This window comes from Neorhizobium tunisiense (assembly GCF_039631515.1).
In the GTDB taxonomy this organism is placed as follows: domain Bacteria; phylum Pseudomonadota; class Alphaproteobacteria; order Rhizobiales; family Rhizobiaceae; genus Neorhizobium.
The window spans coordinates 125213-140085 of sequence record NZ_JBDIUU010000002.1; the positions used below are offsets into that span (position 1 = coordinate 125213).

The following is a 14873-nucleotide window of genomic DNA, read 5'->3' on the forward strand; positions in this document are numbered from 1 at the left end:
CTTTTCTTATTGTTGCTCGGCCGTAAGCTCGCCGGGGTGCAGACGCAACAGCGCCTCCACGGAGATCAGGGCATTTTCTGCGAGTTCGTGTTCCGCAAACGTATCGGCTGCAAGCGTCCCCTCCAGCCAGAGGCCGTCGACCAGCGCGTTGACCCCGATTGCATAGGTGCGGCATTGGGCGGGGCTCAGCGCTCGCTTCTCCTCGACGAAGAAGGCGGACAACAGGGTCTCCAGCGCCTCCAGGAAAGACAGATAGTTCTCGCGATGGATGGCGGCGAAGCTCTGGTCGGCCTGGGTATGGCTGATGAAGGCGGCCCACAGCGACAGCGTGCGCGGGTCGGTGACCGGCGGCGTCACATTGGCGACGATGAAGCGGCGCAGGCGCGAGCGGGCGGTCTCGCCCTCGATCGCGGCAGCAACCGCCGTCTCGGTCATGCCGGCCATCACCTTGCGGTAGGCGGCCTGCAGCATCTGGTCCTTGCCGGTGAAATAGTGCCTGATCAGCCCGCCGGTGACACCGGCACGCGTGGCGATCTGGCGGACCGTGGCGCCCTGGATGCCGGATTCGGCGATGCAATCGAGCGTCGCGGCAATCAGGTCCTCGCGCCGCTCGGCCTCGCTTGCCCTGTGGTAGGTGCGGCGGTTCACGGTTCGTCTCCTGAGGACCGGGGCGGCCGTTCTTTTCACGGGCGCTGACGCTTATTATACGCTCGAATAATTCGCGCAAGCAAATTTCCCGTCCATCCCGTCGCATGGTCGCTGAAAATTATCGCAAATTGTAACTTTCTATCAGTTTTGAGGGGGTCTTATTAAGGGATCCTATACCTTAACCTTCACAATATGGAACCGATGCACCCCAAGTCGGGTGGTGACCGCGGCGGATTGGGGGCTCAGAATGTCGTCGGCTGAAGAAAAACGCGAACTGCAAAAGCGCATGGATTTCATCGGTCTGGACCAGGAAGCGCGCGCAACGCTTCGGCGTTTGGCGCCGGTCATCAATGCCGGCCTTCCGGCCGCTCTCGGTACTCTCTACGGGAAGATCCAGTCTACACCCGACACGGCCAGGATGTTCTCCAACCAGGCTCAGATGGAGAGCGCCAAGAAGCGCCAGATGAGCCATTGGGGCGCCGTCGGCGAGGCGAAATACGACGAGCGTTATGTGGAAGGCGTGCAGGTTGTTGCCGCGGCGCACGCCGATGCCGGTCTCGATCCCAGCTGGCTTATCGGCGGCCACGCGCTCGTCATGGAAAGCCTCATCCACAAGGTGATGGCCGACAACTGGCCATCCCGTTTCGGCCGCGGCAAATCCGAAGAACTTGCCAAGCAGGTCAGCACGCTGGTCAAGGCGGCGATGCTCGACATGGACTATTCGATCTCCGTCTATCTGGATATCCAGGCTGGGGAGCGGCGCCGCGCCGAGGAGGCGAAGCTCGTTGCCGAAGAGGAGCAGGAAGTTGCGCTCCAGGCTCTGGACGACGTATTGAAGGGCCTTTCCGCGGGCGATCTCGAAAGCCGGCTTTCCACCGCTCTTCCCGCGAGCTTCGTCAGGATGGCGGAAGATTACAACGGTAGCGCCGAGAAGCTGCGCGGCACGCTGGCGACTGTGCGGCATGCCGGCGAGGAAATCCTCACCAGCACCAACGGCATCTCCCAGGCTTCCAAGGACCTCGCCCGGCGGACGGAAGAGCAGGCCCAGGGCCTGGAAAAGAGCTCTGCGACGCTGCACCAGCTCACCCACAGCGTCTCCGGCACGGCCGAAGGCGCCAGCAAGGCGGCAGGCGCGGTGGACGTGGCGCTTTCGGAGGCGCGGGCCTCCGGGCCGGTCGTCAAGCAGGCGGTAGCGGCCATGGGCGAGATCGAGCGCTCGTCCGACGAGATCTCCAAGATCATCGGCGTTATCGACGAGATCGCCTTCCAGACCAATCTCCTGGCACTGAACGCGGGTGTCGAGGCGGCACGCGCCGGCGAGGCCGGTCGCGGTTTTGCCGTCGTCGCCCAGGAAGTGCGGGCGCTGGCGCAGCGTTGCGCCGACGCTGCCAAGGAGATCAAGGACCTCATCTCCGACAGCTCGCGGCAGGTGCAGGCGGGTGTCGATCTCGTCAACAATGCCGGCGCGGCGCTCAGCCAGATCACCACGCGCATCGACGACATCAACACGATCGTCAGGACGATCGCCACCGAAGCGGCGCACCAGTCGACCGGACTGCATGAAGTCAACGGCGCGCTGAGCAGGATGGACTCGCTCACCCAGGAGAATTCGGTCATGGTGCTGGAGACGTCCAAGCAGACGTCGGACCTGCGCGATGCGGTGGAACGGCTGGTCACGGCGCTGCGCGGCTTCAAGACCCGCAGCGCCGAACGGCTCGCCCGCGACCGCCAGAAGCGGGAAGAGACGCCTGATCGTCGCCTCGTCGCCTGATCAGCGCTTTCCGCCGGCAAGCCGGATGGCATCCGGCCTGCCGCGCAGGATCAGCATGGAGGTGGCACCGAAGATCGGCCCGACCGCCAGAACCGAGAACGTCCAGCGCCAGCCGCCAAGCAGCTCGGCCAGGTGCGGCATCAGCCAGATCATGAAAATGGTCAGCGCAAAACCCATGCCCATCTGCAGCGACAAGGCCGTGCCGATGTAATTGCGGTCGGCAAGTTCGGTGACTGCGGCGGAGAACTGCGCCGAATCTCCGATGATCGAAATGCCCCACACGATCACCACCAGCGCCAGCAGCCAGAAGGGGCCGTCGAAAACGAAGCCGATGGTCAGGGCGCAGAGGCCGGAGACGATCATCAGGCCGGCTGTGGTGGCGGTGCGGCCAACACGGTCCGAGAGCACGCCGCCTGCGAAACAGCCGAACACGCCCGACGCGACCGCGATGAAGGTGAGCAGCGAGGCCTCGCTGCTGATGCCGGTGCCACCCTTGTCGAGCGCGGCCGTCAGGTAGGCGAGCAGCCAGGCCCACATGGCGTAGAGTTCCCACATATGGCCGAGATAACCACCGTTGACGAGCAGCAGGTTGCGATCCTTCAGCACCCGGCCGATCTGGCGCGGATCGAACAGCGCCTTTCCGAAAGGGTAGGGGCCTTCACGGGTGAAGAGGAGGAGAATGACCGCGCCGACCAGCGTCGCGCCGCTCGATAGCAGCACGACATTGTGCCAGTCGACTGCCGACGCCATGCCACGGAAGAGATGCGGCAGCGATGAACCGGCGGTGATCGCGCCAATGACGCCGGCAAGCGCGAGGCCGCGGTCGGTGATGAACCAGGTGGACACGAGTTTCAGCGCCGGCGGGTAGACGCCGGCGAGCGCAAAGCCGGTGACCATGCGGCAGAGGATGGCACCGGCCGGGCCGGGTTCCAGTGCCAGGGCGGCATTGGAGAGCGCGGCGAGCAGAGCGGAAGCCGCCATCAACCGGTTCATGCGAATGAGATCCGGCAGGTTGAAGAGGCTTGCCGCCAAAGCGCCGATGACGAAGCCGATCTGCACTCCGTTGGTCAGCCACGCGGCGGCGCTTTCGGACAGCGCCCAGGCACGTTTCAGCTCCGGGGCGATGGCGTTTGCGGAGAACCAGCAGGAGAAGGAGAGCACGACAGCGAGGCACAAGAGCGCGAGCATCGACCAGCGGCCTTGCGCGGGAGTTTCTTCAAGGGTCGCTGCGGTCATTGTTGTTGCGTCCTCTCGGCGAGCTTCTTCTACAACGTCTTCTGCCCTGCCACATACCCCGGCCGGATACCTTCAAGATCCTCACCTTGAGACCCGGTATCTGGCGGCGATATGCCGGCCCGGCAACCGCGATGATCCAAACAGCTTCTCGCGGTACGGCCCCTCGCGGTATCCCGTCTTGTAAAGACCGCGTTCCTGCAGGATCGGGATCACCAATTCGATGATATCGTCAAAACATTCCGGCACGACGGTGCGCGACAGGTTGAAACCATCGACGCCGGCCTCATCCATCCAGGCGACGAGATTGTCGGCGATCTGTTCGGCGGAGCCGATCATGGGTGCCTGGCGGCTGCCGAGCACCATCTGTTCGATGAGCTTGCGCTTGGTCCATTGCGGCCCCGCGGTGCGGGTCATCGCCTCGACGTTCGAGACGATCGCGGAGCTCTTGCCGGTCTCGATCGGCTCGTCGAGATCGTATTTTGCGAAGTCGATGCCGAGCGAGCCTGCCGCATGCACGAGCGCACCTTCGGAACTGGCGTAAGTGCGATAGTCCTCGAATTTCTCGCGCGCTTCCTTCTCTGTCCGTCCGGTGACGATGGTGGCGCCGACGAAGACTTTGATGTCCTCGGCATTGCGGCCGTATTCGACCGCACGGGCTCTGATGTCATCGACGATGCCCTTGACGCCCTCGGTCTTCTGGCCGTTGACGAAGACGCATTCGGCGTGGGTCGCGGCGAACTGCCGGCCGCGGGTCGAGGAACCGGCCTGATAGAGAACCGGCGTGCGCTGCGGCGAGGGCTCGCAGAGATGGATCGCCTCGATGCCGTATTGCTTGCCGCGATGATGGACCTTGTGGACCTTGGCCGGGTCGGCATACACATGGTTTGCCCGGTTGAAGACCACCGCGTCGTCCTCCCAGCTTCCTTCCCACAGCCGGTACATGATTTCCATATATTCGTCGGCGAGGTCGTAGCGGTCGTCATGGGCGGCCATGCCATCGAGGCCGATGGCTTTGGCGGCGCTGTCGAGATAACCGGTGACGATGTTCCAGCCGATGCGGCCGCCCGTCAGATGATCCAGCGTCGACATGCGGCGGGCGAAAACGAAAGGTGGTTCGTAGGTGAGGTTGGCGGTGACGCCGAAGGACAGGTGTTCGGTGACCGCGGCCATGGCCGGCACCAGCAGCAGCGGATCGTTGACCGGCACCTGCACAGCACCCCTCAAAGCCGCCGCGTTGCTGCCGCCGAAGACGTCGTTGACGCCGAGCACATCCGCCAGGAAGATGCCGTCGAACAGGCCGGCTTCCAGCTTTTTCGCATAGTCCGTCCAGTAACGTAGTTGCGAATAGCGGTGCGACTGGTCGCGCGGATGCGTCCAGAGCCCTTGCTGGATATGGCCGACGCAGTTCATGTCGAATGCGTTGAAACGGATTTCGCGCGTCACGGTCTTCCCCTGAATTCCTCGTTGCGAACGAGCCTTATCTCTTATATGATCCTGTTATCCACTATAGAAGACGATCACCGAAAGGCAAGCCGCTTGCAGCAGACGGAAAACGACCCGGTCCAGGCGATCGCCCTGCGGCTGAAGATCGAGCGGGAGGCGCGCGGCTGGTCGCTGGCCGAGCTTGCGGAGCGCTCCGGCGTCTCCAAGGCGATGATCAGCAAGATCGAGCGCTGCGAGGCGAGCCCGACGGCGACCGTCCTCGGCCGGCTATCCGGCGCCTTCGGCCTGCCGCTTTCGGTTCTGCTGGCGCTTGCCGAGCGGGTGCAGGAGCGTGTCGCGGTGCAGGCGGAACAGCCGGTCTGGATCGATCCGGAGACAGGTTATACGCGCCGCGTAGTCTCTCCGCCGAATTCATTGCTGGAGCTTCTGGACGTTTCGCTGCCTCCGGGCGTGCGCGTGCCCTATCCGGCATCCGCCTTCGCCTTCCAGCACCAGCAGATATGGGTTCTGTCCGGCCAACTCGATTTCCAGGAGGGGGCGGCGATGCACCATCTCTCCGACGGCGATTGTCTTCTGCTCGGCCCGCCGGCGGATTGCGTCTTCTTCAATCCGGGCAAGAAAACGGCGCGCTACGTGGTGGCCCTGACGCGGCGTTAGGCGCCGAGCCAGAATTTGATGATCAGCCCGACAGTGCCAACCGTGGCGACGCCGGCCACCCATAGGCCGACGAACCACGCGAGCCGTTTGAAGGTTTCGCCGCCCGCCATCAGTGGTAGCCCTCATGCGGATCGACCTTGCCGCGGAACACCCAATAGGCATAACTCGTATAGGCAAGGATCAGCGGCACCAGGATCAGCGCCCCGACCAGCAGGAAGCCGAGGCTCTCGTCGGGTGCTGCGGCATCCCAGATCGTCACGGATGTTGGCACGATATAGGGATAGAAGCTGATGCCGATGCCGGCGTAACCCAGCACGAAAAGCCCGAGTGCGGCGAGGAACGGCCGGTTGTCGCGGTTGTTCCTGAGACCCGTGAGCAGAAGCCAGAAGCAGCCAAGGACCAGCAGGGGTACGATGACGCTGAAGATCGCAGTCGGCCAGGAAAACCAGCGTTTCAGATAGAGTGGTTCGAGGAAGGGCGTCCAGAGGCTGAAGATGCCCATCGCGACAAGCGTCGCGAGCGCTGCGATATAGGAGAGGCTGCGGGCCTTGTCGCGAAGGTCGCCCGTCGTTTTCATCACCAGCCAGGTCGAGCCGAGCAGTGCGTAACCGATGACGACTGCAAGGCCGGTGGCGATCGAAAACGGCGTCAGCCAGTCCCACCAGCCGCCGGAATAGGCGCGGTTTGCGACAGGGATGCCCTGCACCAATGCTCCAAGCGCGATGCCCTGCGCCAGCGCTGCCATGAACGAGCCGCCGGCAAAGGCCCAGTTCCAGAGATATTGCGCCCGGCCGGTGCGCCAGCGGTATTCGAAGGCGACACCTCGAAAGATCAGCCCGAGCAGCATGGCGATGATCGGAGCGTAGAGCGCGGGCAGGATGGTGGCATAGGCGAGCGGAAAGACCGCCATCAACCCGCCGCCGCCGAGCACCAGCCAGGTTTCGTTGCCATCCCAGACCGGTGCGACGCTGTTCATCATCACGTCGCGGTGGTGCTTTTCCGGGAATAGCGGGAAGAGAATGCCGACGCCGAGGTCGAAGCCGTCGAGGATGACATAAGCGAGCACCGCAAAGGCGATGATGGCCGCCCAGACGAAGGGAAGGTCAATGACCATGACGGGCTCCTGCCTGAAGCGCTGGGGTTTGCGGGCCTGGTGTAATGCCCGCGGTTCGGATCGGGCCTTCGCCGAGATCGCCGCTCGGATCGCGCGGCAGGCGGGACATCAGCCGCAGGATGTAGAAGGTGCCGGCGCCGAAGACGAGGAAATAGACGATGATGAAGGCGACCAGCGAAGAGCCCACGGCTGCCGCCGCAATCGGCGAGACGGAATCGGCGGTCAGCAGGTGGCCGTAGACGGTATAGGGCTGGCGGCCGACCTCGGTCGTCACCCACCCGGCGAGCACGGCGACGAAACCGGCAGGCCCCATGACCATCGCGGCCCGGTGCAGCCATTCGGAGGTGTAGAGGCGGCCTCTCCATCGACAGTACAGGCTCCAGAGGCCGAGGCCCAGCATGGCGAAGCCGAGGCCGACCATGATTCGGAAAGACCAGAACACGACCGGAACCGGCGGCTGCAATTCGCGCGGCACGGTATCGAGGCCCTTGAGCGGCGCATCGAGGCTGTGTTTCAGGATGAGGCTCGAAAGCTTCGGGATCTCGATTGCGTAGTCAATCCGTTGTTCGGCCTGGTTCGGCAGGCCGAACAGGATCAGCGGCGCGCCGTCCGGATGGCTCTGGTAGTGGCCTTCCATCGCCATGACCTTGACCGGCTGGTGTTCCAGCGTGTTGAGGCCGTGCTGGTCGCCGGCGAAGATCTGGATCGGGGCGACGAATGTCAGCATCCACATGGCCATGGAAAACATCGTGCCGGCCCGCAAGGGGGCGGTGCGGCGCAGGAGATGCAGGCCGCCGACGGCGCCGACCACGAGCGCGGTGGTCAGATAGGCGGCGAGCACCATGTGGACGAGGCGGTAGGGGAAGGACGGGTTGAAGATGACCGCCCACCAGTCGGCCGGAATGAACTGGCCCTTGTCGTTCATCGCAAAACCCTGCGGCGTCTGCATCCAGGAGTTGGCAGAAAGGATCCAGGTGGCTGAAATCAGCGTGCCGACCGCGACCATCAGGGTTGCGAAGAAATGCAGTCCGGGGCCGACGCGGTTGCGGCCGAACAGCATGATGCCGAGGAAACCTGCCTCCAGGAAAAAGGCCGAGAGCACTTCGTAACCCATCAGCGGACCGATGACCGGGCCGACCTTGTCGGAGAACACACTCCAGTTGGTGCCGAACTGATAGGACATGACAATACCGGAGACGACGCCCATGCCGAAGGCGAGCGCAAAAATCGTCTTCCAGAAGTTGAACAGTTCCAGGTAGACGACCCTTTTCGTCCGCAGCCAAAGACCTTCCAGCACGGCGAGATAACTCGCCAGCCCGATCGAAAACGCGGGGAAAATAATGTGGAACGAAACCGTGAAGGCGAACTGCATGCGCGCCAGCAGCGTCGCGTCGAAGGCCTCGAACATGGCATTATTCCTTTTCCGGCAACGGCCAAAAGCCCATCCATCTCATGGGATGACAATCGTTGGGGGGCGTCAAGAGATCAATATGCTCGAATGCCGCGCGCCCTGATGCCGCAGACCTGCGTTGAACCGCCGCGGCGAACGAAAAGGCGCTTCCCGGTGAGGGGAAGCGCCAAGTTGGGGAGGGTACTTATGACAATGTCGGCCGCGTGGAGGTCATGCGTCCGACCCGCCTTGAACCCATGATCGTGAGTTTTGTTCCTCCTCTCGTCCGCATTGGCGCGAAACCTTCAGTGGTTCCCGGTTCGACAAGCAGACACGGAAAGGGAACCGCACCATGAGCAAAGCGGTAGGACACGGAACCAAACCCCATCCTCACGGTTGTCGGACGTCCGGCTGGTGATATCATGCCGTCGGGCTGGCAAAAGAGAACCAAGTGCGGTGGCAGACGCCATCGCACCATCCTGGGAGGATGCTATGTTCGGTCTAAGCCCGACCTTTATCGATCGCGAGGACGCCGGAAGGCGCTTGGCGGAGGCCATGCAGGCAACCATGCCGCCCAATCCGATCCTGATGGCGTTGCCGCGTGGCGGCGTGCCGGTGGCCTTCGAAGTCGCCCAGCGGCTCGGCCTGCCGCTCGACCTCCTCATCGTCCGCAAGATCGGCGCGCCCGGTCATCCCGAATACGGCATCGGCGCTGTCGTCGACGGGCGGGAGCCGCATGTGATCGTCGACGAGGATGCCGCCCGCCGCTTCCATGTGCCGCCCGGTTATCTTGCGGCTGAGCGCGAGCACCAGCTTGCCGAAATCGAACGGCGCCACCGAATGTATTTCGGCGAGGATGAGCCGAGCGAGCATGATCACACGGGCCGCGATGTCATTCTGATCGATGACGGTATTGCAAACGGCGTCTCGATCCGCGCGGGCATCCATGCGCTGAAAGACATGGGGGTTGCGTCGATCCGGATCGCAGTGCCGGTCGCGCCGCGTCAATTGCTGGAATCCCTGAAGGAAGAGGTGGACGATATAGTTTGCCTGTCGGCTCCGGACCGCTTGGAAGCGGTCAGCCTGCATTACCGCGACTTCAGGGAGACGACCGACCAGGACGTGGTGCGCCTTTTGAAGGAGGCTCACCGGCTCAGCCGGACGCTGAGCCATTGAGGGTCAGAGTTCGACCGTTACCAGAAGCGGCAAGTGGTCGGAGGCTTGGCGGGAAAGCGGGGTCGACACGACCTGCGTCGCGATCGGCGTGATTTCGCTGGAGACGAACACGTGGTCGATCCTCAGAAGCGGCAGACGGGACGGGAAGGTGGCCCTGGGCTTCATTCCGCTCAGGAGCGGCGCATCCGCCATCTGGCGCGCGACGGCCTTGTAGGTTGCGGTCAGCGGAATGGCGTTGAAATCGCCGATCAGGATTTTCGGCTTGCCCTGGCAATCCGGTGCGCCCATCCACGACTCTCCGAGAACCTCGCCGATCTGGCGCATCCGGTCGCCGCCCAGCAGGCCGAGATGGGTATTGAAGACCTGCAGCTTGTGCTCGCCGGCCTCGATTTCCACCCACAGGGCGCCGCGCTGCTCGCCATGCGAGGGCAGGCTCGCACCCTTGACCATTCTTGCCGGCAAGGCCGTCAGGATCGCATCGCCATACTGCTCTTCGGCGACGTTGAGCGCTGCGTGGAAATGGAACTCCATCTGCAGAAGAGACGCGATCGCGTGCGCCTGGTCGATCCCGCCGGTGCGGCTGCGGCCGACATCCAATTCCTGCAATCCGATGATATCCGGTTCCACCGCGGCGATGACCTCGGCCACCCGGGCGGGATCAAGCCGGCGATCGGTGCCGATGCAGCTGTGCACGTTGTAGCTCAGGATTTTCAGGCGGTGCCTTGCGGGAGAGGGACGGGCCGTGGATGGCGCTGGTGCTGTCTGATCCGTCATGGCGCTGGGAACACCTTGGGCCCGGTTTCGTTCCCGTTCTTATACAGCCATTCACGTGAGGGACCATGATCGCCAGACGCCATCTGTTCAAGTTTCTGATCGGCGCTGCGATCTGCCTTGCAGCCTTCCTCGTCTATCGCAGCCTCGGTCGCTATACGATGTACGAGATCGAGGAATCCGTCCGATCGATTGCCGGTTTCCGGCTGGCAACCGCCTTCCTGTTCGTCATTCTCTCCTATCTCTGCCTCGGCGGTTTCGATGCGCTTGCCGTGCGATATGCCGGCAAGCCGCTTCTTTTGCGCCAGACCTCGCTTGCGTCCTTCACGGCACTGTCGATCGGTCACAATGTCGGGCTTTCCGCGCTCAGCAGCGGTGCCGTGCGCTACCGGTTCTATACGCGCTGGGGTCTGACCGGCGAGGATATCGCCAAGGTCATCGTGTTCTGCGGAGTGACCGTCGGGCTCGGTCTCGGAACGCTGGCCGGGCTGGCGCTGCTGCTCCAGCCGGGCGACGCGGCGGACCTGCTCGGTCTCGACCGCACCGCACGGCTCGCCGTCGGTCTTCTCTGCCTGGCAGGCCCCGCCGCTTATCTGCTGATCTGCACCTTCGTGCGCCGTCCTCTTGTCGTGCGCAACTGGCGTTTCGAGCCGCCGGCGATAAAGCTTGCGCTCGGCCAGATTGTCATCGGCACACTGAATTTCGCCTGTGTCACGGCGTCCATCCAGCAGCTTCTGGCGAGCTTTACCGATGCCGGATACCTGAATGTGGCCAGCGCCTACGTCACTGCCAACATAGCCGCTCTGATCAGCCATGTGCCGGGCGGGCTCGGCGTGCTGGAGGCGACCATGCTCGGGATCCTTCCGACATCCGCTTCGATCGGGGCACTGATTGCCTTCCGCGTCCTTTATTTTTTCGTGCCGCTCACGGTCGGCGTGCCGACATTTCTCGTTACCGAGGCTTATTATCGTCATCGGGGCGGCAAGTTCCTAGAGCAGACGGTGATGTGACAGGCGGGCGAGAAGGCGCCTGAGACCGGCCTTGATTTCCGGGATCGGCCAGAAGGGCTGTTTCGGGTCGATTATACCGGTGCCGACAAGAGATGCCGTTTCGCCTTTTTCCGTATCGACGTCGTAGCTCCGCAAGCCGCGCGGCTTGACGTTCAGCCGATCGACGGCCGCCAGCATGGACCCGGTCTCCGCGATGATCCGCGCAACTTCCGCCGGTTGGGCATCGAGATGTTCGGCGATCAGCTCGTTGCGGAGCGTGGCGATAGCCTGCCTGCCGGCCGGGTCGGAAGTTTCGATCGCAAGGTCCGCCTCGGTGTCCAGCCCCTCGGAGCGGTTGTTGAGATTGGAAGAACCGACCCGCACGAACTGGTCGTCGACGATGATCAGTTTGGAATGAACGATGATCTCCTGTTCGACGCCCTTGCCATCCGCGGCAACGGCAAAGAAAACCCGCAGCCGCCCATAACGATCTGCGCGCTTCAGGCGACGGATCAGCCGGTTGCGGTTGTGGCCCATCATCAGCTTTTCCAGGAAACCATGGGATTCACGCGTGACGATCACGAGGATTTCCGGGCTATCGGCCTTTCTCAGGCGCTTGGCGAGCGTGCGCGCCACACCGAAGGAGGCGAGATACTGCGTCTCGATATAGAGATGGCGTTTGGCGGCCTTCAGCGCGTCGTGCGTCAGCCGTATCGCCTCGCGATGGCCGCGATGACCCTTCCATTTCCACGCCTCAGTGAGCGCCAATCCGGTGTTGCAGTCGGTCAGCGCCGGTTCCAGATCTGCCGGCCACGGATTTCCGCCCGGCGCATCGAGCGGCGAAAGAACCTGTCGGGTTGCTTTCTTCCATCGACGGCGCGCGACATCGCCGATCAGCTTTGCCGTATCGCCGGTGACGATCGTTTGTATGTCGTGGACGGGGCCGTAGGTGGTTCCGTCCGGAGCCCGGCGCAGCGGGTTGTCGATCGCATGGCTGTGGTCGTCCCAGCGACGGGCTGTCAGGTCGATGCCGCCGAGGAAGGCGGTCCGGTCGTCGATCGCGACGATTTTCTGATGATGGCTGGCGCGCAGCGGATGGTCGAAGTCGAAGTGCAGAAAGATGCGCGAATGGTCTTTCCAATCCATCTTGCCGAACATCCTGAGGCTCTTGCCGGAATAGACCGGCCCCATGCCCCAGACCAGGATGCGGATTTCAAGCGAGGGCTTTTCCTCGACCATCCTGCGCAGCAGGGCGCCGAGCGTTTCACTGTCGGGGTCGCGGGGACGAAGGACAATGTCAGGATTGAAATCCCAGCCGATGATGAAAATCGAACGTTCCGCTTGCCTCAATACCTGATCGAGCCGGCGAAAATAATCGTCGCCATCGATCAGGAAGGCCAGCTTTTCCGCCTTCGCTCTACGCCAGGCATTGCGGCCAGGCCGGATGATGGGTTCGAATGAGAATCCCGTATCCCGGGTCCGGATCGATTGCGTCCTTACGTCCACCTGGCCACCTCGTCATGAAATCGCAGATGAACGCGCGGATTTTGTCCTTTGTTCCAAGGCCGTATTCTCGCCGAGCCGGATCAAGTGGTGGGCGCTATTCGATAACCGTTTGCTGGGCCGGGTTGGGTGTTATGAAATTGTTGTTGCCATCGCTGAAGGCTTCCATCGCGACAATGAGCCCGAGGAGGATGAGAGCTGCGGCGCCGAGCAGCTTCCAAAGCCCGTTCGTCGTGGATTTCGGGCTGCTCTTGTCCTGCACTTCCCGGTGGTCTGCACGTGTACGGCCATGGATGTTCATGATCGGTTTACCGTCGCTTTCGCGCGGCTCCCTCTTCACCTGGATGCCAGGTTGCCGGGCGGCAGATAGGCCGGCGGATTGGGATTCTCGTCGGGATTGGGCAACGGTGCCTCATCCGGAAGCCGGTCGGGTTCCGGTTCGTTGATTGGCGGATCCGGTTTCCAGGTCGGCGCCGGCATGGGCGGCCGTTCACTTGGTTCGCGAGGATCGGGTATCATGGAAAACTCCCTGTTACTCATTCCACAACCGCCCGGGTTGGCGATTGTTCCTCGCGAATTGGCCTTACGGCTTCGTGGAGCCGGTGCTTGTCGGGTCCGTGCCGGGAGCAGGCGCCGGTGCCGGCATCTGCGCCCTATCGCTTGCCGCAGGAGGTGCCGGTGCCTGCGCCGTATCATCCGACCCGCCGGTGAAATAATAACCGACGGCCATCAGGAGGAGCACTATGGTGATCCCTCCGATGATGGAATTTGCCCTCATCTCTCGTGACATGATCTTCGCCTTTATGGCTCGTGAATTTACTACTGGATAATTCGCAAACGGCGGCAATGTTCCCAGCATCGAGGCGAAGAGGAACTTCGCATGCTTTCAGGGGTTGAATCCGGCTGTCTTGCGTTCCAGAAATAACTGATTTGGGCAACCAATTTGCGAGGAGAAGCGAATGACCCATGCCCGAGACAATTTCCTCGCGTGGCTACGTGCCGCCCATGCCATGGAGGAGCAGGCGATCACTACGCTTTCCGCCCAATCCCGGCGGATCGAGAGTTATCCCGATCTCAAGACCCGTATCGTACAGCACCTGCGCGAGACGGAGGAACACGCCCAGGCACTGACGACGCTCCTCGACCATTTTTCGGCAACCGGCGGCGTGTCGGCGATCAAGGACATGGCTGCCAAACTGACGGCCAAGGCCCAGGGCGTTGGCGGCATGTTGACCAGCGACGAGGTCGTCAAGGGAGCGATGGCAAGCTATGCCTTCGAGCACATGGAAATCGCCAGCTACCGGGTCCTGATTGCAGCGGCCGACGAACTGGATGAAATGGAGGCGAAGGCCGTCTTCGAACGCATTCTTGGCGAAGAGATCGCCATGGCCAACTGGCTGGAAGCCAATCTCGACGCCATTACCCGCGTATTCCTGATGCGTGACGAACGAGACCTGATGGCCAAGAGATAAGCGGCGAGCGCTGAGGAGGGGGGCCAGCCGCTGCGACTGCGGCTGGCATGGATGTCAGGCTTCCAGGCGTGCGTCCGGGTCGAGATGCATGTGCAGATCTCGTGGATCGCGTACGCCCTGTTGATAAAGCTGAAAGATCTGTGCTGCGAGATTGTTTGCGGCGACGCTGCCGCCGGCAAGTCCACGCTCTGCGCAGATCTCGTCGAACAGGCGTTGAAGAAATGCAAGTTCCGTCGGTTCGAAGGTGGTGGTCAGGACTGCCGCATTCATCTTTTCAGCCTCCCTAATGGTGGCGAAAGCGCTCGCTGTCTTCCAGTCGCCGGCACGCTCCTGTCTTCAGCCAGCGATAGACAAAGACTACTACTTCTCTTCCACTTTGCAAGGGAGGAAAGCCGGGTGGTGCAGCACGTGGAATGCTCAAGATTCCTTCTCAAGCAGTCGTGAATGTAATTGCTTTTTCAATCGTTAAGATGGTTCACCTCGTGATCGTGAAACTGTTCGGTCTGTACCATTTTGCTATCCAGTCCGCGTTCCCTCGAATGCTGTGCCTTGTCGCGGTTTGACAGCACTTTGTTCTCGGGAAGGATCGCCTTGTCGATCTGTGTCATGGCCCCGTTTCCGCTGTTTTTTCCCTGCGCTCCGGCGCCCATCCGTTTTGAACTGGCTTTGGCCATGATGTCTGCCTTCTGGTTATTGGTTTTCA

The 14873-nt window shown here is 62.4% G+C and carries 17 protein-coding genes; 5 read left to right on the plus strand and 12 right to left on the minus strand.

The genetic code is table 11. From position 1 onward, the window contains the following. Nucleotides 1–6 precede the first annotated feature (6 nt). Complete coding sequence (locus ABCW43_RS09660; RefSeq protein ID WP_345923613.1) at nt 7–648, minus strand: TetR family transcriptional regulator C-terminal domain-containing protein; 642 nt, start codon at nt 646–648, stop codon at nt 7–9. Between the two features lie 247 nt (nt 649–895). Between ABCW43_RS09660 and ABCW43_RS09665 the strand changes: the two genes are divergently transcribed. Beyond that, on the plus strand, nt 896–2419 hold the full coding sequence (locus tag ABCW43_RS09665; RefSeq protein WP_345923615.1) for a methyl-accepting chemotaxis protein: 1524 nt from the start codon (nt 896–898) through the stop codon (nt 2417–2419). On the opposite strand, the gene ABCW43_RS09670 is transcribed toward ABCW43_RS09665, so the two are convergent. Together ABCW43_RS09670 and ABCW43_RS09675 are read right to left on the minus strand one after the other, a co-directional pair. Next, nucleotides 2420–3655: an MFS transporter gene (locus ABCW43_RS09670; RefSeq protein ID WP_345923617.1), complete on the minus strand. Its 1236-nt coding sequence runs from the start codon at nt 3653–3655 to the stop codon at nt 2420–2422. It lies immediately after the preceding gene. An 81-nt stretch (nt 3656–3736) separates the two neighbouring features. Then, the gene (locus tag ABCW43_RS09675; protein WP_345923619.1) at nt 3737–5098 is read right to left on the minus strand and encodes an LLM class flavin-dependent oxidoreductase; all 1362 of its coding nucleotides are present in this window, start codon (nt 5096–5098) and stop codon (nt 3737–3739) included. Between the two features lie 93 nt (nt 5099–5191). On the opposite strand from ABCW43_RS09675, the gene ABCW43_RS09680 reads away from it, so the two are divergent. Then, nucleotides 5192–5755, plus strand: coding sequence for a helix-turn-helix domain-containing protein (locus tag ABCW43_RS09680; RefSeq protein WP_345923621.1), 564 nt, complete (start codon nt 5192–5194; stop codon nt 5753–5755). 109 nt (nt 5756–5864) lie between these two features. Here ABCW43_RS09680 and cydB read toward each other — a convergent pair whose 3' ends face one another. Further along, nucleotides 5865–6869, minus strand: coding sequence for a cytochrome d ubiquinol oxidase subunit II (gene cydB / locus ABCW43_RS09685; RefSeq protein WP_345923623.1), 1005 nt, complete (start codon nt 6867–6869; stop codon nt 5865–5867). Beyond that, nucleotides 6859–8277, minus strand: coding sequence for a cytochrome ubiquinol oxidase subunit I (locus ABCW43_RS09690; protein WP_345923625.1), 1419 nt, complete (start codon nt 8275–8277; stop codon nt 6859–6861). The genes cydB and ABCW43_RS09690 overlap by 11 nt, the downstream gene beginning before the upstream one ends. 474 nt (nt 8278–8751) lie before the next feature. Between ABCW43_RS09690 and ABCW43_RS09695 the strand changes: the two genes are divergently transcribed. Next, on the plus strand, nt 8752–9435 hold the full coding sequence (locus tag ABCW43_RS09695) for a phosphoribosyltransferase (RefSeq protein WP_345923627.1): 684 nt from the start codon (nt 8752–8754) through the stop codon (nt 9433–9435). A gap of 3 nt (nt 9436–9438) precedes the next feature. On the opposite strand, the gene ABCW43_RS09700 is transcribed toward ABCW43_RS09695, so the two are convergent. Next, a complete protein-coding gene (locus tag ABCW43_RS09700) occupies nt 9439–10209 on the minus strand; it encodes an endonuclease/exonuclease/phosphatase family protein (RefSeq protein WP_345923629.1) in 771 nt (256 codons plus the stop codon). A 65-nt stretch (nt 10210–10274) separates the two neighbouring features. Between ABCW43_RS09700 and ABCW43_RS09705 the strand changes: the two genes are divergently transcribed. After that, a complete protein-coding gene (locus ABCW43_RS09705; RefSeq protein WP_345923631.1) occupies nt 10275–11216 on the plus strand; it encodes a putative bifunctional lysylphosphatidylglycerol flippase/synthetase in 942 nt (313 codons plus the stop codon). Here the strand turns inward: ABCW43_RS09705 and ABCW43_RS09710 are convergent. The 4 genes from ABCW43_RS09710 to ABCW43_RS09725 all read right to left on the minus strand — a co-directional run bounded on the left by ABCW43_RS09710 (nt 11196) and on the right by ABCW43_RS09725 (nt 13488). Further along, nucleotides 11196–12701, minus strand: coding sequence for a phospholipase D-like domain-containing protein (locus ABCW43_RS09710; protein ID WP_345923633.1), 1506 nt, complete (start codon nt 12699–12701; stop codon nt 11196–11198). The two genes, ABCW43_RS09705 and ABCW43_RS09710, sit on opposite strands and share 21 nt — an antisense overlap. A 94-nt stretch (nt 12702–12795) precedes the next feature. Beyond that, on the minus strand, nt 12796–12999 hold the full coding sequence (locus ABCW43_RS09715; RefSeq protein ID WP_345923635.1) for a hypothetical protein: 204 nt from the start codon (nt 12997–12999) through the stop codon (nt 12796–12798). Between the two features lie 35 nt (nt 13000–13034). Further along, nucleotides 13035–13214, minus strand: coding sequence for a hypothetical protein (locus tag ABCW43_RS09720; RefSeq protein WP_345925399.1), 180 nt, complete (start codon nt 13212–13214; stop codon nt 13035–13037). A 67-nt stretch (nt 13215–13281) separates the two neighbouring features. Beyond that, nucleotides 13282–13488 carry a hypothetical protein gene (locus ABCW43_RS09725; RefSeq protein ID WP_345923637.1) on the minus strand — a complete coding sequence of 69 codons (207 nt, stop codon included), beginning with the start codon at nt 13486–13488 and terminating at the stop codon, nt 13282–13284. A gap of 169 nt (nt 13489–13657) precedes the next feature. Between ABCW43_RS09725 and ABCW43_RS09730 the strand changes: the two genes are divergently transcribed. Then, nucleotides 13658–14170, plus strand: a complete 513-nt coding sequence (locus ABCW43_RS09730) for a ferritin-like domain-containing protein (RefSeq protein ID WP_345923639.1) — start codon at nt 13658–13660, stop codon at nt 14168–14170. Between the two features lie 54 nt (nt 14171–14224). Here the strand turns inward: ABCW43_RS09730 and ABCW43_RS09735 are convergent, their stop codons facing one another. Together ABCW43_RS09735 and ABCW43_RS09740 are read right to left on the minus strand one after the other, a co-directional pair. Beyond that, entirely contained in the window at nt 14225–14440 is a 216-nt protein-coding gene (locus tag ABCW43_RS09735; RefSeq protein WP_345923641.1) for a hypothetical protein, read from the minus strand. A gap of 188 nt (nt 14441–14628) precedes the next feature. Continuing rightward, entirely contained in the window at nt 14629–14844 is a 216-nt protein-coding gene (locus ABCW43_RS09740) for a hypothetical protein (RefSeq protein ID WP_345923643.1), read from the minus strand. Nucleotides 14845–14873 lie beyond the last annotated feature (29 nt).